Annotated in this window: 25 protein-coding genes; 13 read left to right on the top strand and 12 right to left on the bottom strand. The window is 39.7% G+C overall.

Translation table 11 applies throughout. The features are described 5' to 3' along the window. Nucleotides 1-244: 244 nt before the first annotated feature. The 5 genes from AC1DNH_RS16570 to AC1DNH_RS16590 all read right to left on the bottom strand — a co-directional run bounded on the left by AC1DNH_RS16570 (nt 245) and on the right by AC1DNH_RS16590 (nt 7,891). The gene (locus AC1DNH_RS16570; RefSeq protein WP_477584923.1) at nt 245-406 is read right to left on the bottom strand and encodes a hypothetical protein; all 162 of its coding nucleotides are present in this window, start codon (nt 404-406) and stop codon (nt 245-247) included. A gap of 123 nt (nt 407-529) precedes the next feature. Next, nucleotides 530-1,615, bottom strand: coding sequence for a Gfo/Idh/MocA family oxidoreductase (locus tag AC1DNH_RS16575; protein ID WP_477609116.1), 1,086 nt, complete (start codon nt 1,613-1,615; stop codon nt 530-532). A gap of 8 nt (nt 1,616-1,623) precedes the next feature. Continuing rightward, nucleotides 1,624-3,078, bottom strand: coding sequence for a Gfo/Idh/MocA family protein (locus AC1DNH_RS16580; RefSeq protein ID WP_477584921.1), 1,455 nt, complete (start codon nt 3,076-3,078; stop codon nt 1,624-1,626). A gap of 30 nt (nt 3,079-3,108) precedes the next feature. Continuing rightward, complete coding sequence (locus tag AC1DNH_RS16585; RefSeq protein ID WP_477609118.1) at nt 3,109-6,582, bottom strand: 3-keto-alpha-glucoside-1,2-lyase-like domain-containing protein; 3,474 nt, start codon at nt 6,580-6,582, stop codon at nt 3,109-3,111. Between the two features lie 22 nt (nt 6,583-6,604). After that, complete coding sequence (locus AC1DNH_RS16590; RefSeq protein WP_477578349.1) at nt 6,605-7,891, bottom strand: Gfo/Idh/MocA family oxidoreductase; 1,287 nt, start codon at nt 7,889-7,891, stop codon at nt 6,605-6,607. 225 nt (nt 7,892-8,116) lie between these two features. Here AC1DNH_RS16590 and AC1DNH_RS16595 point away from each other — a divergent pair, with 225 nt between their 5' ends. The 4 genes from AC1DNH_RS16595 (at nt 8,117) to AC1DNH_RS16610 (ending at nt 11,708) form a co-directional block, all read left to right on the top strand. After that, on the top strand, nt 8,117-9,370 hold the full coding sequence (locus AC1DNH_RS16595) for an ROK family protein (protein WP_477578351.1): 1,254 nt from the start codon (nt 8,117-8,119) through the stop codon (nt 9,368-9,370). A 500-nt stretch (nt 9,371-9,870) separates the two neighbouring features. Then, nucleotides 9,871-10,653 (top strand): alpha/beta fold hydrolase, encoded by a 783-nt coding sequence (locus tag AC1DNH_RS16600; RefSeq protein ID WP_477608691.1) that lies wholly within the window; start codon nt 9,871-9,873, stop codon nt 10,651-10,653. 62 nt (nt 10,654-10,715) lie between these two features. Further along, nucleotides 10,716-11,399, top strand: a complete 684-nt coding sequence (locus AC1DNH_RS16605) for a GNAT family N-acetyltransferase (RefSeq protein WP_477578354.1) — start codon at nt 10,716-10,718, stop codon at nt 11,397-11,399. A gap of 84 nt (nt 11,400-11,483) precedes the next feature. Continuing rightward, nucleotides 11,484-11,708: a CDGSH iron-sulfur domain-containing protein gene (locus AC1DNH_RS16610; RefSeq protein ID WP_086548824.1), complete on the top strand. Its 225-nt coding sequence runs from the start codon at nt 11,484-11,486 to the stop codon at nt 11,706-11,708. 176 nt (nt 11,709-11,884) lie between these two features. On the opposite strand, the gene AC1DNH_RS16615 is transcribed toward AC1DNH_RS16610, so the two are convergent. Both AC1DNH_RS16615 and AC1DNH_RS16620 read right to left on the bottom strand, forming a co-directional pair. Next, nucleotides 11,885-12,688: a helix-turn-helix domain-containing protein gene (locus AC1DNH_RS16615; protein ID WP_477625523.1), complete on the bottom strand. Its 804-nt coding sequence runs from the start codon at nt 12,686-12,688 to the stop codon at nt 11,885-11,887. Nucleotides 12,689-12,944: 256 nt separating this feature from the next. Continuing rightward, entirely contained in the window at nt 12,945-13,823 is an 879-nt protein-coding gene (locus AC1DNH_RS16620) for an oxidoreductase (protein WP_477578358.1), read from the bottom strand. Between the two features lie 148 nt (nt 13,824-13,971). Here AC1DNH_RS16620 and AC1DNH_RS16625 point away from each other — a divergent pair, with 148 nt between their 5' ends. The 7 genes from AC1DNH_RS16625 (at nt 13,972) to AC1DNH_RS16655 (ending at nt 18,943) form a co-directional block, all read left to right on the top strand. After that, a complete protein-coding gene (locus AC1DNH_RS16625; RefSeq protein WP_477578360.1) occupies nt 13,972-14,136 on the top strand; it encodes a hypothetical protein in 165 nt (54 codons plus the stop codon). Between the two features lie 104 nt (nt 14,137-14,240). Further along, on the top strand, nt 14,241-14,639 hold the full coding sequence (locus AC1DNH_RS16630) for a winged helix-turn-helix transcriptional regulator (protein WP_477578361.1): 399 nt from the start codon (nt 14,241-14,243) through the stop codon (nt 14,637-14,639). A gap of 96 nt (nt 14,640-14,735) precedes the next feature. After that, complete coding sequence (locus tag AC1DNH_RS16635; protein WP_477578363.1) at nt 14,736-15,269, top strand: hypothetical protein; 534 nt, start codon at nt 14,736-14,738, stop codon at nt 15,267-15,269. 547 nt (nt 15,270-15,816) lie between these two features. Continuing rightward, a complete protein-coding gene (locus AC1DNH_RS16640; RefSeq protein WP_029276735.1) occupies nt 15,817-16,119 on the top strand; it encodes an ArsR/SmtB family transcription factor in 303 nt (100 codons plus the stop codon). Between the two features lie 11 nt (nt 16,120-16,130). Next, nucleotides 16,131-17,231 (top strand): NADH:flavin oxidoreductase, encoded by a 1,101-nt coding sequence (locus AC1DNH_RS16645; RefSeq protein ID WP_477578365.1) that lies wholly within the window; start codon nt 16,131-16,133, stop codon nt 17,229-17,231. A 533-nt stretch (nt 17,232-17,764) separates the two neighbouring features. Beyond that, the gene (locus AC1DNH_RS16650; RefSeq protein ID WP_477578367.1) at nt 17,765-18,655 is read left to right on the top strand and encodes a pirin family protein; all 891 of its coding nucleotides are present in this window, start codon (nt 17,765-17,767) and stop codon (nt 18,653-18,655) included. Nucleotides 18,656-18,661: 6 nt separating this feature from the next. Further along, entirely contained in the window at nt 18,662-18,943 is a 282-nt protein-coding gene (locus tag AC1DNH_RS16655) for a GNAT family N-acetyltransferase (RefSeq protein WP_477578369.1), read from the top strand. A gap of 6 nt (nt 18,944-18,949) precedes the next feature. Here the strand turns inward: AC1DNH_RS16655 and AC1DNH_RS16660 are convergent, their stop codons facing one another. Continuing rightward, complete coding sequence (locus AC1DNH_RS16660) at nt 18,950-20,146, bottom strand: outer membrane beta-barrel protein (protein ID WP_477578370.1); 1,197 nt, start codon at nt 20,144-20,146, stop codon at nt 18,950-18,952. Next, on the bottom strand, nt 20,143-20,781 hold the full coding sequence (locus AC1DNH_RS16665) for an RNA polymerase sigma factor (RefSeq protein ID WP_477578372.1): 639 nt from the start codon (nt 20,779-20,781) through the stop codon (nt 20,143-20,145). The genes AC1DNH_RS16660 and AC1DNH_RS16665 overlap by 4 nt, the downstream gene beginning before the upstream one ends. A 173-nt stretch (nt 20,782-20,954) precedes the next feature. Here AC1DNH_RS16665 and AC1DNH_RS16670 point away from each other — a divergent pair, with 173 nt between their 5' ends. After that, entirely contained in the window at nt 20,955-21,818 is an 864-nt protein-coding gene (locus AC1DNH_RS16670) for a hypothetical protein (protein ID WP_477578374.1), read from the top strand. Nucleotides 21,819-21,875: 57 nt separating this feature from the next. Here the strand turns inward: AC1DNH_RS16670 and AC1DNH_RS16675 are convergent, their stop codons facing one another. Both AC1DNH_RS16675 and greA read right to left on the bottom strand, forming a co-directional pair. After that, nucleotides 21,876-22,274: an HIT family protein gene (locus AC1DNH_RS16675; RefSeq protein WP_057931477.1), complete on the bottom strand. Its 399-nt coding sequence runs from the start codon at nt 22,272-22,274 to the stop codon at nt 21,876-21,878. Between the two features lie 92 nt (nt 22,275-22,366). Beyond that, on the bottom strand, nt 22,367-22,840 hold the full coding sequence (greA, locus tag AC1DNH_RS16680; protein ID WP_029276724.1) for a transcription elongation factor GreA: 474 nt from the start codon (nt 22,838-22,840) through the stop codon (nt 22,367-22,369). A gap of 321 nt (nt 22,841-23,161) precedes the next feature. Between greA and AC1DNH_RS16685 the strand changes: the two genes are divergently transcribed. Next, the gene (locus tag AC1DNH_RS16685; protein WP_477578376.1) at nt 23,162-25,042 is read left to right on the top strand and encodes a M1 family metallopeptidase; all 1,881 of its coding nucleotides are present in this window, start codon (nt 23,162-23,164) and stop codon (nt 25,040-25,042) included. 55 nt (nt 25,043-25,097) lie between these two features. On the opposite strand, the gene AC1DNH_RS16690 is transcribed toward AC1DNH_RS16685, so the two are convergent. Then, nucleotides 25,098-25,574 (bottom strand): OsmC family protein, encoded by a 477-nt coding sequence (locus AC1DNH_RS16690; protein ID WP_215129683.1) that lies wholly within the window; start codon nt 25,572-25,574, stop codon nt 25,098-25,100. Between the last annotated feature and the right edge of the window lie 102 nt (nt 25,575-25,676).

Raw genomic sequence — 25,676 nt, forward strand, 5'->3', positions numbered from 1 at the left:
ACCAATGCTTCTGCCGAATCATTCAATGCAACCAATGCTTCTGCCGAATCATTCAATGCAAAGATTAAAGCGTTTAGATCCCAATTTCGTGGCGTGAAATGCGTAAAGTTTTTCCTATACAGGCTAACTCAATTGTATGCTTAAAAATGACTACTCCACAACTTTTGGTATTGATCCCAATCTTCTTCAACATTCGAATAAAAAACACAATTCTTAAGTAAAAACGCCCTGTTTTTATCGTTCATTACTTTGGAAGAATGGTTACAATTACTCTTTTATATAGGCTTAGCCGGGGTGTTCCGTTATCGGTAACCTTCAAGATGAAGTGAGTAGTTTGAAGACTACCTACCTCTGGCGCTTTTAATTCTGCAATAACAGACATGTTTTCTGCCGGAGTGACCGCTATATTATTTTCGAGCTACATAGATGCTGACCACGAAGTAGCTATTAGGCCTTTAAAACAATAAAAACTGCTAATAAAACAAGTTCAGCAGGACGACCGCAGCAATCGAAATGACGAGGAAGAATTTTATTCTAACCTGATCATTTCACCTGTTTTTACCGATTCATCGCAGGCAAAAGCAATCCTTAAGCTGTTTACAGCATCTTCAGTAGCGTCATTTAAATTGATATCTTCTGTAATGGCTTTTAAGAAATAACGTTGCTCGCGGTTGCACAGTTCCTGATGATCGGGCTCATCGGTAAGGTCTACCCATTCATCAGCTTTGCTGAATTCATCATTGGCATCTAAATCGGCATGATGTATTTTAATCGATTCGGTTTTGGTATGCGCATCAATGTTATCAGAGTTTCCGGCTGCACCTGCTTTTTTAGCCGTGATAGATACTGATCCCTTTGGACCAAAAACATCTTTAATAAAAAAAGCATTATCACTCACCATCGGGCCCCAGCCAGCTTCGTACCAACCGATAGAACCATCTTCGAAACGAATTTGCAGCTGCCCGTAATTGTAATTCCACTCCGGGATATCGTCAGTAAGCCTGGCACCAATGGCACTCACCTGTACAGGCTTCGATCGGGTCATTTGACACATAATATCGATATAATGAACGGCACAATCAACAATTGGGCTTAAACTTTTCATCAGGTTACGGTGCACCATCCATTTAGGTCCATGGCTCTGTTGGTTCAGGTTCATACGCATCACCAAAGGTTTTCCCATTTCCAGGGCGAGCGCTGTAAATTTCTCCCATGAAGGATGATAGCGGAGGATATAACCCACTAATAACTTTTTATTCGCTTTTTTAGCAGCTTCTGCCACCTTTATTGCACCTTCTACGCTATCGGCCAATGGTTTTTCGATAAACACATGGCAACCATTTTCGAAAGATTTTATGGCATAAGCTTCGTGTGTATCGGGATAAGTAGAAATGCAAACGGCATCTGGTTTGGTTATTTCAAGTGCCTCATAAAAATCAGTATACAAATCATATTGTCCACCTAATTTTTCATTAAGCTTTTCTTTGCTTTTACCGGTAGAAACCAATCCGCAAATTTCAAAACCGGGTAAGGTGTGATAAGCTGTGGCATGGGAAGCACCCATATTGCCACAGCCTACTACTAATACCTTTAAATTCTTATTTTCTGTCGACATACTAAATCTTAAACGCCCAACGTCCAGCCTTTACGGTATTCGCGTTTCACAAATTGATTTACCTCGTTAAAATTGGTCACCTTCATATTTACTTTATCCCAAAGCATTTTGATATCTCTGCCCGGGTAACTGATTTTGCCAGCTGCATCTCTGCGCTGTACATCTGTTCCTCTAATGGCGAGATTAGCAATCAATAAAGTTTCGGTAAGTGGTCCGGCAATTTCAAATGGCGAGCTCAGTTCCATTTTTCCATAACCAGCAATGGCGGCTTCGGCAAATTGAGTATAATGGCCTTCTTCCTGATTAACGATACGCGGGATAGTGATTTTCGTTCTATCTGATTCGTTGCGCGAGAGTGGTAACAACTTTGGATTTTTACCATAGGTTTCGCAGATCATCTTACCTCTTGTGCCAATAAAAAGCACACCGTTATCGCCGAAGCTTTCATTAGGCCCCAATTCTTCTGGACGTTCCGGTTTAATGCCTCCATCCATCCAATGCACCTGAACCTCGTGTTTGGTTTTTGGGGTTTTGGCGAAGGTTAAAATGACGTGGCTTGATGGCGGGCAGCTTTCTGGCAAATAGGCACGTTTAAATTCATCAACATATACACTGCCTACGCTGCATTCTACGCTGATTGGGGTATCCAGGCCTAACACCCTAAAAGGAGGCTCTACCAAGTGACAGCCCATATCGCCAATGGCTCCGGTGCCGTAATCCCACCATCCCCTCCAGTTAAAGGGAACCAGTTTATTTACATATTCTTTATATGGAGCACTGCCCAACCACAAATCCCAATCGAGTTCTTTCGGTATTTCGGCTTTTCCACTTGGCCATGAGATTCCCTGTGGCCAAACTGGCCGGTTAGTCCAACAGTAAACGGTATGAACTTTACCTATCCTGCCTGCATCGTACCATTCCTGAAGTCTTCTTACCCCATCGCCCGAAGCACCCTGATTACCCATCTGCGTAACCACTTTATAGCGGTTTGCGGCTTCCGTTAACATTCTGGCTTCGTAAATATCGTGCGTTAAAGGTTTTTGCACATACACGTGTTTACCCAATTGCATAGCTGCCATGGCAATTTGTGCATGGGTATGATCGGGTGTTGATACCGTTACGGCATCAATGTTTTTACCTTCTTTATCCAATAACTCACGATAATCTTTGTAATATTTTGCCTTTGGGAAGTTTTTTAGAGAATTTGCAGCTCTTCTATCATCTACATCGCATAAAAAAGCAACATCTGTTTTTCCTCCCCTAACAATACTGGCAATATCGCCCTCTCCTTTTCCACCTGCACCTATTCCAGCCAATTGCAAACGATCGCTTGGCGCCAGAAAACCTGGCCCACCCAACACATGGCGGGGTACAATCATAAATCCAGCGGCAGCAAGTGCTGTTGTTTTAATAAAGTTTCTTCTCGAATTTTCTGTTTTCGAATTTGCCTTATCTTCTATCATTATTCAACCTGTTATAATGCTAAATTTAACTTATTTCTTTTTACCTGTAACTTTTGTATCAGTTTCTTTTTGATCTGTCTCTTTCTTGCTCAGATCCTTAATCCTGATGTTGCGGAACTGAACAGGAGAACCATGACCTAAGAAGCCTATATGCCCACTTTCACGTAATAAACCCGGATGTTCTTTATGATCTGGCGTGCCGTTTTTCTTAAATGGTTCGATATCGCCATCTAAAATTACGGTGCCGTTTAAAATCACTTTAATCTTCGATCCTTTGGCAATTACTTCTTCGTAGTTCCACTCTCCGGTAGGCTTTAAGAACCCTCTTTTGGCAGCGATAGTGCCATAAACCGAACCATGGTACTGGTACACTTTCAAGTCTTTATAAATTGGCGCATCATTATCCAGTATCTGCAATTCCATACCGGCGTAAGCAGCATCACCTTCTAAAGGAGCCCTGATTCCTAAACCGTTGTTTGCACCTGGCGTTAACTGAAATTCGAAACGATAAACAAAATCGCTAAATTCTTCTTTGGTGAATAAGTTACCGCCTGATCCTTTACCTGGTTTTGGACGGATAGCGATGTTTCCATCTTCGATAACGTAATCAGTAGTATTACCTGTCCAGCTGTGCATATTGGTTCCATCGAACAATACTTTATAACCTTCTTTTTTCTCTTGTACACTTAGCTCAAAAGGTTTTGGGCGGGGAATTTCTTTGATATAGATATCGCGGTAAGCCACCGGCGATCCATGCGCCTGCAATTCGATCTGCTCTTCTGCAAAGATCGGCAAACTTCTGTCCCAATAATTCTCCAAAATCACATTATCGGTCACCAATTGTCCGTTCAGATAAACGGTAACACGGTCGCCTTTCATTAAGATTCTGAATGTATTCCACTCATCTAACTTGTTGTCGGCTACTTTAAGCGGTTTACTTTCATTCGTTTGATTGTTGTACAAACCACCAGACCCAACCTGGGCACCCACTTTTGTACGGGCAAGATCCCAGATCTGTACCTGTGGCGTACCGCGGAGATAAATACCCGCATCACCTTCTCCTTTTTTATCGTCGATGATTTTCCAGTCTACCAACATTTCAAAATCGCCATATTTTTTAACGGTAGCAAGGTTATTGCCATGACTTTGAAACTGTAGTTCGCCGTTGATCACTTTCCAGCTTTCCTTTGCTTCGGCATCAGCTTTGGCTTGCGCTTCGGCTAAGGTTTTTTCATCCATTTTTGATCTTTTGATCGGATCGGCCACCAATCCTTTCCAGCCGGATAAATCTTTGCCGTTAAAAACCTGAACAAAGCCTTCGCCAGCTTTCATCTCAGAAATATACTTCCGCATACCTTCTTTCTGATAACCGGCATCGCCTCCGGTAATTACGGCAATGGTTTTATTTAACAAGCCTTTTACAATGTCGCCATTGTAAGTTCCGGCCATGGTAATATTCATCACCGCGTTTGCCGCAGCCTGTTGTAAAGTAGCATTATCTAAATACTGACCTGCAAATACAATCGCATTAAAACATTTTGCCTGTTCGGTATCTTTAAGAATCTGCTGTTGTTGTGCTGGTGTTTTAGCCACTGCCATCGCATTGCGCAACAATAGTAAGCGTTGCTCAGCTGGGTACTTTGTATTTCTTACTAAAGTTAGGTAACCCACAATCGCCTGGTTCAAAAAGTCTGGATTGGTGGTGGTACGCGCAATGCTGATCAATGCATCCGTTGCGCCTGCATCCGACCATGAAGAAAGTGCTTCAATTGCAGCTTTTTTGGTGGCGTCATCGCCTGTGGCATACGCTTCTAACACCGATTTTAACGATTGCTGGCCACCTAAACTGCCCAGCACCTTATAAAACAACAATTTCTTATCAGCAGGTGTATTGCTCATTTGCTGAAGAATGGCATTGGTTTGTGCCGCTTTATCTGTTGATCCTTTTACCGAAGCAATAATGGCATCTTGTACAGCAGTAAGTTCACCGGCATCGGTGGTTTTATTTAAAAGATCAAATAATTGCGCTTTATTTTCAGCTACTGCTACATGTTGTAATGAAAGGTATGCTGCTTTTCGTACTTCAGGTTTTTTACTGTTTAATGCAGTATAAATAACTTCCGTTTGGCTTGTTGCTGCACGGGCAGCTAAAATATTAATCAAGGCAACCTGTACTTCTGGTTTAGCTTTCGGAAGATAAGCGCCAACTTTATTGGCTACACTTTCGCCTTTTATTCTTAAAATACCATTAGAAATGCCGGCAATATCTGCTGTATCTCCTTTGCCCATTAACTTCAGCAGGTCGTCTATAACCTCTTCCTGTCCAAGTTTTACAGCGGTGTTAATTGCAGCCAGTTTTACCTGCTCATCGTCGCTTTTAATTAGTTTGAGTACGGCGGGCAATGCAGATTTTGCTTTGCTATTGCCAAGCATGTCTAAAATAGAAACCTGGGTTGGGGCATCAACCTTTTTTAACTGGCTTACCCAGACTGCACTATTGGTATCATTTACACCTGCAGCAGCGAATTTAACCGCAGCCGCACGAAATTCAAACTGTTTATCGGCCATTGCAGCTAACAAAGCCTGTTGATCGGTCTGTGTTGCAGAAAGTAATTTTAAGGCCGCAGTACGTTCGTTTACCTGATCGTCAGCCGTTGCTTTTTCTAATATTGTTTTGGCAATTGTTTCTACTCCAGTTTTATCTGTTGTTATGTTTTTCTGGGCGTAAACCAATAAAGCTGCAACCGCATTGGTTTGGTCGTATTTATAACCTGCTTGTTCAGCAGCTTTTACCAAAATTTCTTTTGCAGATGCATCGCCAATATTTGCCAGGGCATACAAACTTACCTTGGTTAATGCTTTATCTGTTCCAGTAGCTAATGGCGCAATAGCTGTAGCTGCTGCTTTAGCGTTAGTATGGCCCAATGCTTCCACAATGGCAATTTTTGCTTTGCCGTTTGCTTTACTCAAGCCACTAACCAATGCATTTGTAGCAGAGGCTGTGCCAATTTTGGCCAGTGCTCTCGATGCTTCGTCAGCCAGTTGTTCGTCAGCAAGATAATCTGTTAAACAGGCTACCGCAGCATCATTCCCTACTAAATCGAACTGACTGATGATAAATGCTTTGTTCTGTTTATCGGTTAGTTTGGGTAACGCTTTGCAATAAGCGCTGATAGCCATACTCTTTAAATTCTGTTGACCAGTTTTGGTCGCATAAGCAGTAAAACCACCGACCGCATACTCAATAAGGGCGTTGTTTCCTTTTTCAGAAGCGGTTAAACCACTAATTAAGGCTACGTAACCCTCTTCCCCTAAATCGGCCACTTCTTTCATATTGCGTTCTAGCTGGTCAGCATTTCTAGCGGGTAGCTGTGCCAATAAATCGGCAATACGTGTGGTTGTAGTTCTCTCGTCTTTTTTATCTTGAGCCAGGGCCCTTACCGTAAATAATGCATTTGTAAGCATTACAATGGCTAGCAGCACCAATAATATTTTTTTGTTCATGATGGTTTGTATTTGAGATGTTTTAAATAGAATATGGTGCACGCATTACGGGATTAATCAATCTGTTAGCAGCCTCATCATCTACGAATTCTTGCTTAACCGGGTCGAATTTTAACGATCTTCCCAATCTTAAGGCAGCCAAACCAATATTTACAATGTTGCATGAACGGTGTCCGTTCTCTTCATTTAAAGCGAATTTTTTCCTCGTCCTTACTGATTCTGAAAATTCTACAATCTCCGGATCAGGATCAGGGAATTGCGCCAGTTTACGTTCCAGATCAGGAATATCAGATTTAAAACCCGGATACAATTTACCTTTTGGACCTTCTATATAAGGTACATTGGTATCTTTACCTTCACCGTCTAAAATAATCTGGCAGCCATCGGCATAAGTATAGGTAATCCTGCGCCAAATGCCTACCGCATCGGTATGTTGTTGTGGTGCATCAACCTCTACAGAAATTGGGTTGGTATCATCCTTACCCAAAAAGTATTGAATCGGGTCGATATAATGTTGTCCCATATCACTTAATCCACCACCATCATAATCCCAATAACCTCTAAAAGTTTGGTGAACACGGTGTGCATTGTAAGGCTTATATGGTGCAGGGCCTAACCATGCATTATAATCTAATTCTGGCGGTACGGGTTGAGGTTCTAAATGATCTTTGCCCACCCAATAAAATTTCCAGTCGTAGCCGGTATGTTTACTTACGGTTACTTTTAATGGCCAGCCCAGCATACCACTATCTACCAATTTTTTAATCGGTTTTACAGTAGTGCCCATTCCGTAAAAGGTATCTTTAAACCTAAACCAGGTATTTAACCTAAACATTCTACCGTGCTGTTTTACCGCTTCTACCACCCTTTTGCCCTCGCCTATGGTATGTGTCATTGGTTTTTCACACCAAATATCTTTTCCTGCATTGGCAGCATCGACAGCCATTATACCATGCCAGTGTGGCGGGGTAGCAATGTGTACAATATCTACCTCAGGTAATTGTATCAGTTCTCTATAATCACTAAATGTTTTTACACCTTTATCTAACATTGATGCTGCTTGTTTAAGGTGGTTCTGATCAACATCACATATGGCTACTACCTGGGTACCTTCGTAGCCAAAATGGCCTCTGCCCATTCCGCCAACACCTATTACGGCTTTGGTTAATTTATCGCTTGGGGCAAGATATCCTTGTCCGCCCAATACATACCTCGGGACAATGGTAAATGCTGCCAGGCCAATCGCAGATTTTTTGATAAAATCGCGTCTGGTGTTTTGTTCATTTTGTGGTTCTTCTTTAGTTTTCATTTGTTTCTTGGTGTTGTAAAAACTTATATGATAGTTTGGTTCCAAAAGCATTAGGGTGCTGGAACATAGTGTTTACCAATCTGGTTAGATTAAAATTACAAGGTTAATGTTAATAAGAAATTATTGTAAAGACAAAACATCGTTGATTTCTTTACGTATTAAAAAAACTTTAATAAATTTTTAATAGAAGTTATCTATATTTATCGAAATAGTGCAATTAACGACATGAATCTTAGTCTATTAAATAACCTAACGTCAGATATTAACGATAAGCAGTCGATCCAAAAACACAAGCTCATAAAATACCTTTTTAATTTAGGGGCATCTTCAGTTTCTACTTTATGTGAAATTATGGAAATGAGTACGCCGAGTATCCTGAAGCTTCTGCTTGGCCTTATTGATGAAGGCTGGATAGAAAAGAAGGGCTATGGTTTATCTATTGGGGGGCGAAAACCCGACCTTTATCGTTTAAAGGATAAAAAGATTCTGATTCTCTGTATAGACATTGAATTATTTCATACCAAAATAGCCATTATTGACAACAATTATAATTTTGTGTTGGATGTTAAAACCATTTCAGTGCCTATTTCAAAAAGCAGGACTGATTTTTTCAATATTTTACGTACACACCTTCAGGATATCTTAAAATCGGCAGGTATTCAGCATAGGCAGTTTATTGGCTGCAGTGTTGGCATGCCTGGCTTAATTGATGCTGAAAAGGGAGAAAATTACAGTTATTTCCTAAGCGATGATGAAAATATCCCTTTAACAGCCGCATTTGAAAAAATGCTAAATATACCTGTAGTGATCCAAAACGATGTGAATGGCTCATCAATGGCAGAATTTACCCACGGAATGGCTAAGGGCAAAAAGAATGTACTCGTATTGTTAATGGATTGGGGTGTGGGTTTAGGCATTATAATGGACGGAAAATTGAGGCAAGGTAACTGCGGTTTCTCTGGCGAATTGGGCCATATGCCTTTTGTAGAGAATGGCGCACTCTGTTACTGTGGAAAACACGGCTGCCTCGAGACCGTTGCGTCTGGAAACGCACTGTCAGAAATGGCAAAAGAAGGTATTTTATTGGGCAAAAACTCTATGCTCACTAATCTCTCGAACGAAGAACTGGAAAGAATTGAGCCCGCCCTGATTATTAAGGCAGCCAATAAAGGTGATCAATACGCTATTCAGCTGCTCTCCAATGTTGGCACTCACATGGGCAAAGGAATAGCTGTTCTGATCCAGTTATTCAACCCCGAACTGATTATTTTAAGCGGCAAAATTGCCGGGGCCAAACAATACATCACATTACCCATGCAACAGGCAATAAACACTTATTGCATGACCCAAATCAGAGAAAAAACAACGATAGTTTCTTCCGAGCTGGGCGAAAACTCCAGGCTATTAGGATATGCCGCAACAGGTATCGATCAATTTCTGGGCGCCTATATCAAAAAAGTAAAAAAGCTTAAAAAATAAGAGCCTGTTTAATTTAATTATAAATTATTAGTATGTCAGTCTGAGGGATAATTTATTTTATAAAAATCAATATTAATGACAGGAGAATTTAAAAAATTAAATCTCCTCAGATTATCGTCATTGCGAGAAGGCTTTTTCAGCCGACGAAGCAATCTTACAACTATCGCTAGTAGCGAGCGCTTTAAGATTATTCATTTTCGCAGTTGTTTTTAACGGCATTCATGAGCTCACTCCGTTCGGTTATCTTCGTGCCTCGCAATGACGATCTTTCTATTTGGGCTGTCAATGGTAGTGTAGTCGAAGACCCGTTTTTCGATACATTAAAAGCAATCGACTCCCCTCAGGGTGACAAAAATGTTAGATAAGTAAAATAATTGTATCAAATTTAAACAGGCTCTAATATTCCGAATGGCGCAAACCACCCTAAATTTGTCTGTTATTGGCACCTTATTTTCAGATAGCTTATTTAGATTTGTATAGCAAATTTTAAACCGAGACCGATGGCAACATATAAAAAAGCAGGACATGAAAAGATAAATGGCATTAACATGTATTATGAAATTTACGGGGAGGGAGAAATTCCGTTGGTATTGATACATGGCGGCGGTTCCACCATTCAATCTTCATTCGGCAGACTTATTACTTTTTTGGCAAAATCCGGTCGGGTTATAGCTGTTGAGCTTCAGGCTCATGGACGTACCAGCGACCGTGACCAGGCAGAATCTTTTGAGCAGGATGCAAAAGACGTGACCACTTTATTAAATCAGCTAAAAATAACGAAAGCCAATTTTCTAGGCTTCAGCAACGGCGGAACAACAACCTTACATATTGCAGCACACCATCCGGCTGTGGTGAATAAAATCATTGTCATTTCGGCCAATTACCAACGGGAAGGTTTAATTGATGGCTTTTATAATGGCTTTGGAGATGCAACCATCGACCATATGCCCGAACCGCTTAAAACAGCTTTTTTAGCAGTAAACCCAGATCAAAACGCGCTGCAAACGATGTTCGAAAAGGACAAACAGCGCATGCTCGATTTTGTCGACCTCAGCGATGACGATCTGAAGGGAATTACCGCCGATACGCTTTTAATGGTGGCAGATAAAGATGTGATCAAGCCCGAACATGTGGTTAAAATGTCGAGATTGATTGCAAATGCGCAACTGGTTATTTTACCTGGTATGCATGGCGCTATGATTGGTGAAAACCTGAACCCGGATGTAAGCAACAAAACAATTGAGATTACAGCACATCTGGTGGAAACTTTTTTAAACCAATAATGATTTTAGCTAATCTGTGTAAAAATTACCTCGTCTGATTTAGCATTTAATATCTTTGCGGGATGGAACACGTATTGGATAATCCAATTTATTATGCCTTAACATCCGGACATAGCCATATTGCAAAAGGCCTTGAAGAGGTAAAATATTATATCGAAGATATCACCGCATTTGCCGGCTTAAAAGATAATTCGCAGGAGAATCTAGACACGCTTTATCAAATCAGTCCTGCAGAAAGCCTTTTCGTATTTTTCTCCAAAACACCGGTCGAAATACCTAAGAAGTGGAAATTGCTAACCCATATCGATATGTTTCAATTTGTTTTTCGCGGCAAAGAAACACCAACTGCAGAGGCAACTGGAATAACAGACCTTAGTCTGGAACACGTTACAGAAATGATCGACCTGGTAGAGCTGACCAAACCAGGACCATTTTTGGCCAAAACCATCGAGCTTAGTAATTACACAGGCATATTTGTTGATGGGAAATTGGCAGCTATGGCCGGACACCGGTTCCATCCCAGCCCTTACCGTGAAGTAAGTGCGGTTTGTACTCACCCCGATCATTTAGGCAAAGGTTATGCTTTTAAGATTTTACAAGAACAGATTAAAAGAATATTGCTCCGTTCGGAAATACCGTTTTTACATGTTAGAAATGATAATGAAGCCGCCATTAAACTTTATCATAAATTGGCTTTCGAGATCAGGACAGACATGATTGCCTACGTCATTAAAAAAGAGGCTTAGTCCAAGAAGAGAATGTTTCTAAATAGAAAACCGTTCAGAAATTACCACTTCAATGCTTTAGTTTTGCACTAAACTAACACATACATGTCTAAAACAAAACTTACCATTAACAATAACGGCTCTGTTAAAATTGAGGGCGATTTCGAAATTGTAGATAGAAACGGGAACACATATGGCTTACAGGGCAGAGAAGTACTTTCGATCTGCCGTTGTGGTTTATCAAAAAACAAGCCTTTTTGCGATGGTGCACATAACGGCCATTTTGAGCATGAGGCAATAGCCTTTGATCTTCCTCCAAAAAAGGTTTAATAACGAAATTAAAATTTTAAAGAGGTTGTATCATAAATATAGATTTGTCATCCTGAGCTTGTCGAAGGACCTTTTAAATTACTCCTTAAAGTGTTTCGACAAGATCAACATGACAGCATCTGAGGTGAAATCACCTTTATGATACAACCTCTTTTATATTTTGAAAGCAGCATAAATTAAACACCTACCCTGGATGGCGCCATGCCATAAGCTTTTTTAAAGGCGAAAGAGAAATGCGACAGGTCTTTAAAACCAACTTCGAGATAAACATCTGATGATTTCCAGCCTTTTTCGGTCAGGAGATAATAGGCATCATTCAAGCGCTTTTTCTRCAGCCAGCGATTGGGAGAAAGGTTAAAGATCTTCTCAAAATCCCTTTTAAATGTGGCCAAACTTCTTCCCGTTAAATAAGCAAAACGGTTAATATCTACATTGAATTTATAATTGGCATTCATATAGGCTTCCAGATCAATTTTTCCAGGTTCCGAAAAATCGAAAAGCACATCTTTTAATATTGGGTTGGTCTGCAATAAAATCATTACTGCTTCTTTAACTTTTAAATCGATCAAAGCCTGATTAAACGCGTTATTTCCGTCTAAATATGGCCATATCGAATCGATATAATTCTTCAAAAGGCTGTTGGCATCTAACACCAGACCTTTAATATCCTGATTCGGCTTTTGCGTATGCAGATCATATTCGTTGCTGATGCTATGCAGAATATCCTGGTCGATGTTAATGCTAATCGACTTAAACTCTCCTCCTGCTGGCGGGTATTTGGTATACCGGGCCAATTGATTTCGCCTGAAAAAACGAAAATCACCATCCGAAAACACAAATTTCTCTCCTCCGATAAAAATTTCAGATGTACCAGCAATAACCAATCCCAGCGAATGATTGGGAATAAACTGTTCGCCCTCACTACTTTTCTGGGCATAACACGAATACAGGATATTTGGGCGTTTCTCTTGATTTGACATCTTGATCAAATTTATAGATTTATGGCGAGACATCGTCATCCCCGTGCAGACGGGGATCTTAATGCAAATAAGCCTTGGTAATGGCATTAAGATTATTCATAAGTTTTCCTTTTTTCAGAGGCATTCATGAGCACTCCGTGGTTCCCAATCAACCCGATAGCTATCGGGTTGGGAATGACGTACCGCCAAATATGGATGGATCTTTAATAAATTTCTCGACTGCGCTGCACTCCGCTAGAAATGACGATGCAACCAATTATTTCTTTGTAAAAGATTTACCCAGGTCAGTTGCCAAAAAATTCTCAGCCTCATCATGATCGGTTGATAAACTTACGTCCATCCATTTCTCCATTTCGGCAGTTCTGGTAACATCAGCATGTTTAAGCATTCCAATGGCTTCACTTCCAAATACCAGGTGTACGGGTGGCTCAGGGTGCTCTACCAGTGCCAACATGGCTTTCGCTGCTTTTTGCGGATCGCCCATCGGTATAAAGTTACCACTTTGGAAAAAATCTGAGCGCTTTTCTACAGTAGATTCGTACCCTTCAACGCGAGGTGCATATGACATTGAGGCACCAGCCCAATCGGTACGAAAACCGCCAGGTTCTACACAGGTTACATAAATCCCTAAATCCACTACTTCTTTTGCCAGGGATTCACTAAAGCCGCTCAACCCAAACTTTGCAGCCTGATAAATACTCACCCCGGCATTACCTACTCGCCCACCTATCGAGCTGATTTGAAGAATTCTGCCCGAACGTTGTTTGCGCATAAATGGCAATACAGCTCTCGTGATTTCGATCGGTGCATATAAATTTGTTTCCAACTGACTGCGCACCTGTTCTTCGGTAAAAGCTTCTGCTGCACCAACAATACCAAAACCCGCATTGTTAACCAAAACATCTATTTTACCAAAATGGGCTACAGCCGATTCTACTGCCAGATACACCTGATCGTAATCGGTAACATCTAAAGTGATCGGAAAAATCTGATCAGGATATTTTTCTACAAGTTCTTTTAAAGCTGCTGTATTTCTTGCTGTTGCCGCAACCAAGTCGCCTTTTGCCAATACTTGTGCTGTTAGGTCACGTCCCAATCCACGGGAACTACCTGTTATAAACCAAACTTTTTTCATTTTTCTAAATTTTATAGAATCAAAGGTAGGTTGATAATCGAGGTGAAGCTTTGCTTTAAGGCTCAATTTACTTTGTTAAAAAGCTCAATTGGTTTATCAGAACTTTTAAGTACAATCTGCTGTTAATTAATTAGTAAATACTTGGGTTATGGCGAAAGAAAAGAAAAAAGGAAAAAAGAATAAGCTCGGTGTTAAAAATTCATTGGTAAACAATATTAATGCCCGAAAGAAGAAAGGGAAATCGAGGTCTAAGAAGAAATCAAAAATTAGTAAAAAGGCTTATAAAAAGATGCAGAAAGGATGGAAAAAGTAGCCGTTTGTTATACTGCTGTCAAATCTGGATAGTTTTACTATCTAAAAGATACTAGTATCCCAAAGGATAGTGCTATCCTTTACGAAAGCTTATACCTTTGTATTATGGGACCAAGAAAAGAACACCGTAATAAAGAAACCTGTACGGCAAGTTTAAATGCGGTAAAAGACGCACTCTATGTGTTAAATGGCAAGTGGAAACTTCCTTTGATTATTTCTCTGCAAGAAGGACCACTGCGTTTTAATGAGATCCAAAAATCACTTGGAGAAATTACACCCAAAATACTGTCGAAAGAACTTAAAGATTTAGAATTAAATGAATTTGTGATCCGGAAAGTATTTTCTACCACTCCGGTTACCGTAACTTACGAGCTTACCCCTTATAGTGAATCGCTTGAAAGAGTAATTGATGAACTAAGGGATTGGGGATTAAAACATCGCGAACGGTTGGTTAAAAACAGAAAAAGCGAGTTGGTTGAAGCTGAAATGGCGACCTCACTTTAGGCCGCCAAATTTGATCTACTAGACCACCCATTTTGCTCAAAAAAGCAAAAAACTGATAATGATAAAATTCGGCTATCTTTGTACAAAATAAAATCGATGGCGGTATTACATAAAAAAGAAGAAAAAATTCAGGCAGTGCTGGGTAGGTTGCCTAAAAAATATACAGACGAACAATTCGTAGAGATGTTTATCAGACTTTACTCTAAAGATTGGGGCAAAATTAAATCGGCTTACATTAAACAATCTCAGGATAAAGAACCTGGAACCATCATCAACATGCCAAAACCAGAGGTATATTTACGACAGATCCTGGCAAACTATCTTCAACAAGATCATGCGCCGAAAGCAGTAGAGGTTAAAGAAGAACCTGTTGTTGAAGCTCCGGTTACCGAAGTTAAAAAAGCGAAAGCTCCGGCTAAGAAGAAAGAAGCCGTAGCTGAAGAAGTACCTGCTGAGGTTAAAAAAGCAAAAGCACCTGCTAAAAAGAAAGCTGAAGCAATTGAAGAACCAACTGTAGAAGTTAAAAAAGCTAAGGCGCCTGCAAAGAAAAAAGCGGAAGCAATCGAAGAGGCTCCGGTAGTTGAAAAGAAAGCAAAAGCAGCAGCAAAAAAGCCGGCAGCAAAAAAATAAAAAAATATTTTACGTCAAATATAATAAATCACCTTTTTGGTTGTTTATATATATGAGAGCGTTAATTTAGATGACGGGGATAGGTCGGTATGATTTATCCCCGTTCTTTTTTGACTTTTTTTTCGGCTATTTTATCGTTTATCTTTTTTTTAATTATTAGCCACGGGAGCAGAGAAAATATTGATCTGCAATTCTTATTCTAAGAGGTCTTTATCAAAAAATCCAGCGACCAATCACAGCGCGATACGTCATTCCCAACTTGATTGGGAACCACGGAGTGCTCATGAATACCTCTGAAAAAAGGAAAAATTATGAATAATCGTAATGCCTTGGTAGGATTTGTATGTTGCATTAAGATTCCCGCCTGCGCGGGAATGACGACCGTTCTTTAAAATCTCTCATATTACAATCTGTCAGTAATAGTGCAACGAAGAATCTTTTCAGCGCGCACCATATTTCATTTTTATCCATTGGCATGTTTTACATCCAATTGTAAACTTTATTCTTTTAATTGGTATATCGGGAAAAGTCGATATACATTTGTACCATGGATCAAGTAGAAATATTCAAAGCCCTTTCGAACAAAACACGTTTACAGATTTTAGGCTGGTTAAAAGCGCCTGAGCTACATTTTCCAGAACAGCCCAATGCCGATTTTGAAAATGTAGGTGTTTGCGTTGGGCAGATTCAGCTTAAAAGTGGTTTATCACAAAGTACCATTTCCGAATACCTGTCTATTTTACAGCGCGCCGATTTAATCAGTTCAACGCGCTTAGGCCAATGGACTTATTACAAACGCAATAAAGAAGGCTTAGAAAAATTAAGCGAAATCATCAATACCGAATTATAATTTAGAAACATATGAACACAGATAGTTTATTTAGGCCTTTTAGCCTTAAAACATTAAATATCAAAAACAGAATAGTAATGGCCCCAATGACGAGGTCATTTTCTCCAGGTGGCGTGCCAACAGCCGATGTTGCTGGCTATTATGCAAAAAGAGCGGCTGGTGAAGTAGGTTTAATTTTATCAGAAGGAACCGTAATTAACCGTCCATCTTCTTCTGCCGATCCTAACATTCCACATTTTTACGGTACCGAAGCTTTGGCAGGTTGGGAAAACGTAATTAAAAGTGTACACCAGGCCGGTGGTAAAATGGGACCGCAGATCTGGCACCAGGGCATTATGGATAACCATGCATCAGGCTGGTTACCAAGCACACCCTTCGAAGGTCCATCAAGCTTAAACAAACCAGGTTTCGAAAACGGTGTACCGATGACTGATGCAGCCATTGCGGATACCATTGCGGCTTTTGGCCAGGCGGCAGTAGATGCCAAAGCGCTCGGTTTTGACACTGTTGAAATACATGGCGCGCACCAATACCTGATCGATCAGTTTTTTTGGGATGGCACAAACAACCGTACCGATATTTATGGCGGTAAAACCTTAGCTGAACGTACTCGTTTTGGTGTTGAAGTAATTAAAGAAGTACGTAAAAGGGTTGGGGAAGATTTCGCGCTGATTATCCGCTTATCACAATTTAAACCTGCTGCCTACGATTTTAAACTGGCCAAAAACGAGCAGGAAATGGAACAGTGGTTAACGCCATTGGCCGAAGCCGGAATTGATATTTTTCATTGTTCGCAACGCCGTTTCTGGGAGCCTGAATTTGAAGGTTCTGACTTAAATTTTGCAGGTTGGGCTAAAAAAGTAACCGGAAAAGCTACGATCTCAGTGGGCTCAGTTGGTTTGGATGGCGATTTCTTTGGCGCTTTCGCAGGCCAGAGTTCACAGCCGAGCTCATTGGATGAACTGGTGCGCAGAATGGACCGCGGCGATTTCGATTTAGTAGCCGTTGGCCGTCCGCTTTTAGCAGATCCGAACTGGGTTGAGAAAATTAAAAACAACCTTACAGAAGAATTGAAAGGCTTTAGCAAAGAAGCTTTAATGGAATTGGTATAAACACCATATTTTTTCTTTTTAAGTTTAGAAAGGCATCTCGAAAGGGATGCTTTTTTGATAAGGAGGCATCGTCATCTCGATCCGATAGCTATCGGATGAAACGCAGTGAAATGGAGAGATCTACCCGCTCCGTCAGCTGTTAACATGATGAGTTTAGAAATAATTTTTCTGCCACGGAAGCACAAAGGGCACGGAAATTTTCTTGATCATTTGAAAAGCAGTACCTGTATTACTTCGGTTTCACCAGCCCCGCCCTTTGCTTAATCCGACTGAAAAAGTCGGGATAACGCTGTCGGTCGGGTTTATTTCACTTCTGACAGTAGCAATGCCGTTGCCACCTAAACCCGATCAAAGCGAGATGCCGATTTTCTTCAAATTGGCAGAAGCGGGAGCGGGACTACAATAACCCAAAAGCTTCTGCAATTGATTTCCAAAAAACAAACTAAGCCTTTTTCATGGCACCAGATATTACCAAACCAATCTGCCTTAGGATTTTTTTCCTTAAATTCACGTCATCAAAAAATTGATTATCCATGTCGAATATTAAACTCATTATCGAAGAAAGACCAGCAAATATTGGCAATTTTATGGTTGGCAGGTTACTGCCTTTCAGAGAGAAACGTATGGTTGGGCCTTTTTCTTTTATCGACCATATGGGCCCTGCTGCAATGAGCGATCACGAAAATCTCGACGTTCCACCTCATCCACATATCGGTTTATCTACCTTAACTTTTTTATTTGAAGGTGAAATTACACATAAAGACAGTTTAGGTTCGGATATTGTAATTAAACCCGGGCAGGTAAACTGGATGACTTCGGGCAGCGGCATTGTACATTCGGAAAGAACCCCCGAACATCTTCGCCATACCGATAAAATGCTCCACGGCTTACAGATCTGGGTAGCCTTACCCAAAGATTTGGAACAAATGGAACCGGAGTTTTGCCATGTAGAAGGGGCAGATATTCCAAGCTGGACAGAAGATGGTGTAAGTTTTAAATTAATCGCAGGAGAAGCTTTTGGCTATAAATCTCCGGTTCCGGTATACAGTCCGCTATATTTTTTAGAATTAAAAAGTACCAAGCAGCAAAAGCTAAACATTGGCGATTACCTGTTTGGCGAAAGTGCACTTTATATTTTAGAGGGTGCGATTGAAAGCGAGGGGAATATTTTTGAGCCGCGTTTAATTTTAATTGCCAACGACGCCAAACTATGCGAATTTACCATGCACGAAAACACCACGGTTTATATTTTCGGAGGCGAACCCTTTCCTGAAGAGCGTTTCATTTACTGGAACTTTGTTGCCTCTGACAAAGAATTGATTGAAAAAGCCAAACAAAAATGGTTAGATCAAAGCTTTAAACCCGTTCCTGGTGAAACAGGTTTTGTGCCTTTGCCAGATCAAAATCCAAAGATCAAGAAATAAACCCTGATGGAAATACGACAGATTAACAACGAAAAGAAAGGGCAGTTCGAAGCCTTAGAGAACGGCTTACAAGCAGGCGTTATGGCATATGTTTGGGCTGGCCCTGGCAAATTCATTATTGACCATACCGAAGTAAGTCAAGATTTTGCTGGCAAAGGTGTAGGGAAAAAGTTAGTGCTTGCCGCCGTAAATTATGCCAGAGAAAACAAGATGAAAATTCTTCCGCTTTGTCCATTTGCAAAAAGTGTTTTCGATAAAACCTCAGAAATTCAAGACGTATTATTTTAATCTTAATTAATTCTTCCTGCCAAATAAATTCATATTTACTGAAACGGCCACGCCTGTTGATGATAATTTAGAATTTCCGTAACCAATATTGGTTAAGGGTATTTTCATAAATGGTTTAGCGCTAATGCTTAAATTATTATTTATTTTGTGCTGAAACTCGATACCAACATTGGCTATACCTAAATAATGCTGATTCTGGTTTCTGACTTCGTAGCTTTGAGGGCCCTGATAAGCTCCATTATAAGAATAGCTGTATTTCTCTTTCAACATCAAATAACTAGATAAACCTGTACTTACTGAAATCGAATTTCTACGCCCATCAAAAACCTTATAGTTCACATTAATAGGAATATCAATTACATCGCAATTGGCATGAATATTTGCTGGGTTTGCCTTAAAAACATAATTGCTGTTAGGGTTGTATTGGCTAAAATCTGAGTCGTAGATTTTCTTAGCATAAGCTGCCCCTGTAGTAACACTCAATTTCTTTGTTAAGAAAAGCGTAGCCTCTACCCCAAAACCACCACTTAAACTACTTTTGCCTGATTTCTGCACACTGGTTAAATCGGGTGCAGCCAGAATACTTAAGACAAATCTTGATTTTTTCTTAAAAATTGGGTCTTTAATTCTTGGCATTTTGCCTCGAACAGGATCAGCTACAAGATTCTGTTTTTCAAATTCTACAAGCTTGGTTTCGGCTTTTATTTCTGGATTATAAATCACATCCGCTAAAAGGTTATTATTACTACTATTACCTTTCTCAATAACTTTTGGAAAAATTTCGTGGACGAATCCTGTTCTGATTATTTTTTGATCTTTGCTATCTTCCGCTCCTTTATTACTTTCTGTCAATAAACTTTCTTCCCTATCCTTGGCTAACGAATCATTGTTGGTTGGCTTTTCGATTAAATCTGCCTTATTATCTAAAGGCTTGTTGTTCTCTTTTTTGTGGGCATTTGTATCTGTTTTCACCAATGAATTGTTTTTTGACTGATCACCATTCGGCCTAACCAATAAAAAAACCACCAGCAACATTGCGGCTACTGCAGCCACAGCAGTTAACCAAATTAACGGCACTATCCTCCTTTTAGATGTTGGATGCAATCTCTCTTCCAGATTATCCCAATCTAAATCATTAAAAGGAAGATCGGGATTTTCCAATCCATCCTTAAATAATTTATCTATATCTTTTCCCTCTCTCATTGCATGTTTGTATTTAACCTCACCTGTAAAAGGTTTCTATCTACCTCCGAACTCCTTACCTGGTAAGTTTTCGCATCTGTAGTTTTTAGCATTTCCTGTAATTTCTGTCGCGCCTTAAACAGGTTCGACTTTGATGTTCCTATCGATATTCCCAGCATTTCGGCAATTTCCTCATGGCTATAGCCATCTATAGCGAAAAGGTTAAAAACCGTTCGATAGGCCGGACTTAGGTTTTGAACCAATGCTAACAAATCATTATAAGCTAATTTATCGTACACAGAGTTTGTATGTGCAATATTTTCATGATCCTGAATATCTACATGATCGGCGAATTTTAAATTGGCACGATAATAATCAATGGCAGTATTGGTTATTATCCGACCGAGCCAAGGCAAAAAGGCCTTCGAAGTTTCGTATTTGGTTATATTTTTAAAGGCTTTAAAAAAGCCATCGTTCAGTATTCCTGCAGCATCTAGCCGATCGTTTGCATAACGCAAACAAATCCCCATAGCAAAGCTATAGAAATGTTTGTATAGTGCTTTTTGACTATCCCTTTCATTTCTAACGCACCCTTGAATATACTTTTGTATAATATCTTCACTATCGCGGCTAGTGGTCACAGGTTCTCCTTTCAAAATACATTACGGTAAGAAATTACAAAAGGTTGCCTCAAAAAAGTATTTTCTTAAAATAATTATTATTCGTTCGGTTATGCTAAAATTCTCTTTTCAACAAGCAACCATTTACAAGCTGACGGCGTAATAGCAGCATATTAATGATTAAAGTTAAAACTAAAAACAAAAATCTTATGCTAATCTACTTAAAAAGAAATCTATTGGCTATCGTTTGCATAGCAATGGTATTTACAGCCTGCAAAAAAAGCAGTTCAGACGAACCTACAACACCACCCGTTACCAATAACAATAAGGGGATTCAATTGGCAACAGATGCCAAGTTCGGGACGGTATTAACTGATAAAGACGGTAAAACTTTATACTTTTTTGCATCTGATGCTGCAGGTACGCCAACCTGTACCGGTGGTTGCGAAACCGCATGGCCCCTTTATTACTCAGCTGATGCCAGCACCGATTTAAACCTGAACAAAGCAGAAGTTGGAGAGGTTACCCGTGCTGATGGCCGTAAACAAAGCACTTACCGTGGTTATCCACTTTATTACTTTGCTAACGACGTTGCAAAAGGAGATATTAAAGGCGATGGTGTTAGTGGAATATGGTTTGTGGCTAAACCCGATTATTCATTGATGCTGGCCAATGCACAACTGACCGCGAACAATATTAATTACACCAGTACCTATGCTGTTGGCGATGGCAAAACCATTTACTTAACCGATAGCAAAGGACGTACGTTGTATGCTTTTGCGCCAGACAAAAATGGTGTAAATACCTATACAAAAAGCGCTACACAAGAAGGTATTTGGCCAGTTTACGAATCTGAAGTGCTTAATGTGCCCTCGGCTGTTACAAAAACTGATGTTGGTGTAATTACTGTGGCTACAATTGGCAAAAAACAGTTAACTTATAAAGGATGGCCTTTATACTACTGGATATCAGATGTAAAAAGAGGTGATAACCTGGGCATAGTAATCGGAAAAGGGCCAGGTTTAACTTGGCCGGTATTACAGCTAAATGCTACAGTTGCTCCAGCGCCATAAATAATTTGGGTTAGGCGGGTAGAATGGTCGGCTGGTGTTTTCACAGCCGGCCTTTTTTTATACTTCTAGTAAGGCTTGTTTAATTTTTTCGGCAGCTTCAGCCAATTCTTCGCTGGTTGGCTTTAATTTTTCTTTGCTAAAATTCATATCGCTTACATTATTCATTGGTATTAAATGAATATGAGCATGTGGAACTTCCAATCCGATAACCGAAACACCCACTTTTTTGCAAGGGAAAGCTATTTTTACACCTTTAGCTACAATTTTAGCGAACATCCAAAGGCCAACATACAGATCTTCATCCATATCAAAGATATAATCGGTTTCAATTTTCGGAATAACCAAAACATGCCCCGCCGTTAAAGGCTGAACATCTAAAAACGCTAAATATTCTACAGTTTCAGCAACAACGTGTGCACTGATTTCGCCTGCAACAATTTTTGAAAAGATAGTCATAAGGTGGAAGGTTAAAAGGTGTAGGGGCTGGGCGGTTAGGGTCAAGCGTTTGGCGGTAGGCGATTAAACGCTCATCGCCAAACACTATCCGCTTATCTAGAAATTTCTAGCACTTCGAACTGCATTTTACCTGCCGGCACTTCGATTTCGGCGAATTCGCCTACCGATTTACCTAACAAACCTTGTGCAATTGGCGATTTAACAGAAATTTTTCCTGTTTTTAAATCTGCTTCTGTTTCAGCTACCAACTGGTAAGTCATGGTAGCACCGTTTTTAACATTCTTTATTTTAACAATCGATAAAGCAAGTACTTTCGATAAATCTAATTTAGACTCATCAATTAAACGTGCGTTTGCCAACGTATTCTTTAATTTTGAAATTTTTGCTTCATGCAAACCTTGCGCTTCTTTAGCAGCATCGTATTCTGCATTCTCCGATAAATCACCTTTATCCCTTGCTTCTGCAATTGCTTTAGATATTAGCTGACGACCGGTGGTTGTTAAATAATGAACTTCCTCTTTTAATTTATCTAACCCCTCTTGGGTGTAGTATGTTACCTCTGTCATTGCTCTATTAATTTTATTCAAACGCTATAAAAAACAAACAAGACTATATAGTTGGTTTGCTACATAGTCTTGCTTCAATTATAACGAAGATAAAATGTGGAAATTACAAAAGCAAATAAAAAATTAAGAAGCGACCAATATTTTAACCTTTTGTGACGCTCAAGGTCAATTTGAAGCATTAATTACGCTTTAAAATAAAGACAAACACATTCGTTCCTTATTATAATTATATGTCAGAATCACCACAATGGTAACATTCATTTATACACTTATCCAAAATTCAACCATTAATTCTATTTTTAGCTAAAATTATTCGTAAAAATGAAAAAGTTATTATCTATTGTCCTACTCATTTGTTTGGGTGGTTATACCGTTTCCGCCCAAGAACTTTATATGCCCAGAAATATAAAAGCAGCATATGCTAAGGGCACCCGTGCCACGAATGGAAAACCTGGCCCTAACTATTGGCAAAACCATGGTAAATATAACATGGATATTAAGGTAGACGCCGAAACCAAAGTGGTAAGCGGTAAAGAAGAAATTTTGTACAGTAACAACAGCACTGATACTTTAAGAACTTTGGCAATCCGTTTTGTAAACAACCTGCACAAACCAACCTCACCGAGAGGTGGTGCAGTAAGTGAAGATTTTTTGAGCACAGGCTTAAATATCAGTTCTTTCTCTGTTGATGGCGAAACGTATAAAGTAGATAGCAAAAATTGGGGAACAGTTGGCAATGTAAAACTGAACAAGCCGTTGCTACCAAAATCGAAAATTGCGGTTAAAATAGAGTGGGATTACCCATTATCAAAAGAAAGCGGTCGTGAGGGACAGATTGATCCAAACTCATTTTTTGTGGCTTATAGTTATCCTCGTATCTCTGTATTTGATGATTATAACGGCTGGGACCGCATTCCACACACTGATAGAGCTGAGTTTTATAACGACTTTAACGATTACGAGTTCGCAATCAGAGCGCCTAAAAACTATGTAGTTTATGCAACAGGCGATTTCCAGAATCCTGATGAAGTGTTACAACCAGAAATTTCTGCACGTTTAAAAAAATCGTACAATGGAGATGAGGTCATTCATATCGCTACAGAGCAAGAAATGAAAGATGGCAAAGTAACCCAGCAAAAAGACTGGAATACCTGGAAATTTGCAGTAAAGCACATTACCGATGTTACTTTTGCTTTGAGCAACCATTATGTTTGGGATGGCGCAAGTGTAATTGTAGATAAAAAGACCAATCGCCGTGCAAGTGCCCAGGCAGCCTACAATCCAACTACCGGAACAGATTTTACCAACTCGGTTAAATACAACCTTAATGCTTTAGATTGGTTCTCGAACAATTGGCCGGGCATCCCCTATCCCTATGCTAAAACCATTGCTTTTCAAGGTTTTGCGGATATGGAGTATCCGATGATGGTTAACGATTCTCAATTTGGCGATCCTGTTTTTGCACAATTGGTTCAGGACCATGAAGTAGCACACACTTACTTCCCCTTTTACATGGGCATTAACGAAACCCGTTATGCCTATATGGACGAAGGCTGGGCTACAACATTCGAATATTTAATCGGTATTGCAGAACACGGTAAAGAAGCTGCTGATAAGTTTTACAAAAACTTCAGGGTAAATAAATATATCAATGATAAATCGACAGAAGAAGATCAACCGGTAATTTCCATGTCCGATCAGGTTTCGGGTTCAGGTTATGGGAATAATTCCTACGGAAAGGCTTCATTATCTTATCTCGCCTTAAAAGATATGCTGGGTGATGAGCTATTTAAAAAAGCATTGCATACCTATATGGGCAACTGGAATGGCAAACACCCTATTCCATGGGATTATTTCAACTCGATGAATGCGGGATCTGGACAAAATTTAAACTGGTTTTTCCAAAATTGGTTTTTCACCAACAATTATCTTGATTTAGCCATTGCCAAAGTAACACCTGCAAAAGGAAAATCTACCCTAACCATTAAAAATATTGGTGGCTTTGTTATTCCTTTTGATATAGTGGTTACTTATACCGATGGGAAAACTGAAACGATTCATAAAACGCCAGCGGTTTGGAAAGCAAACCAGAAAGAGGTGAATGTAATAGTTAATACCGCTAAAAAAATAAAGTCAATTGGTTTAGATAATGGCATTTATGTAGATGCTACGCCGAAAGATAATGTTTGGTCAGCTAAATAGTTGACAGTACACAATTTTCAGTTGGCAGTTCGATATGACTGCCAACTGAAAGCTGTTAACCGTTTTCTGCTTTACAAGTAGGTTCGTGTTTAACTGGAAAATTTAATGAATTGGCAATAAAACACATTTTATTTGCCTCATGATGCAGCGAAGCTGCAAGTTCGTAATGTGCCTTATCGGCTATTAAAACCTGGGGATGAAGGGTAACCTCTCTAAAACGGCCACTGCCATCAGCCGATTCTTCCATTGTACCTACGGCCTCATCCTTATAATCAATCACTACAATTTCGTTTTTAGAGCATAAGTGTAAATACCAGAGCATATGACAGCTGGATATTGAGGCCAATAACAGATCTTCTGGGTTATATTTAGATTTATCGCCCAAAAAAGCAGAATCAGATGATCCTGAAATATCGGCTTTGCCTTTTACTGAAATTACATAATCGCGATCGTACGAACGGTAATCCATTGTACCCGAGCCTTTATTGCCCGTCCAAGTAACTGTAGTTGAATATAAATGATCTTTCGGCATGATAAAATTGGTTAGATTGTATAGCCAATTTAAGAAAATAAAATTGAGATTATCTATTTTTTAGACCTATATGATTTTAAAATCTCATGGGGAGTGCACAGA

It is taken from the genome of Pedobacter sp. 01N310, assembly GCF_056399805.1.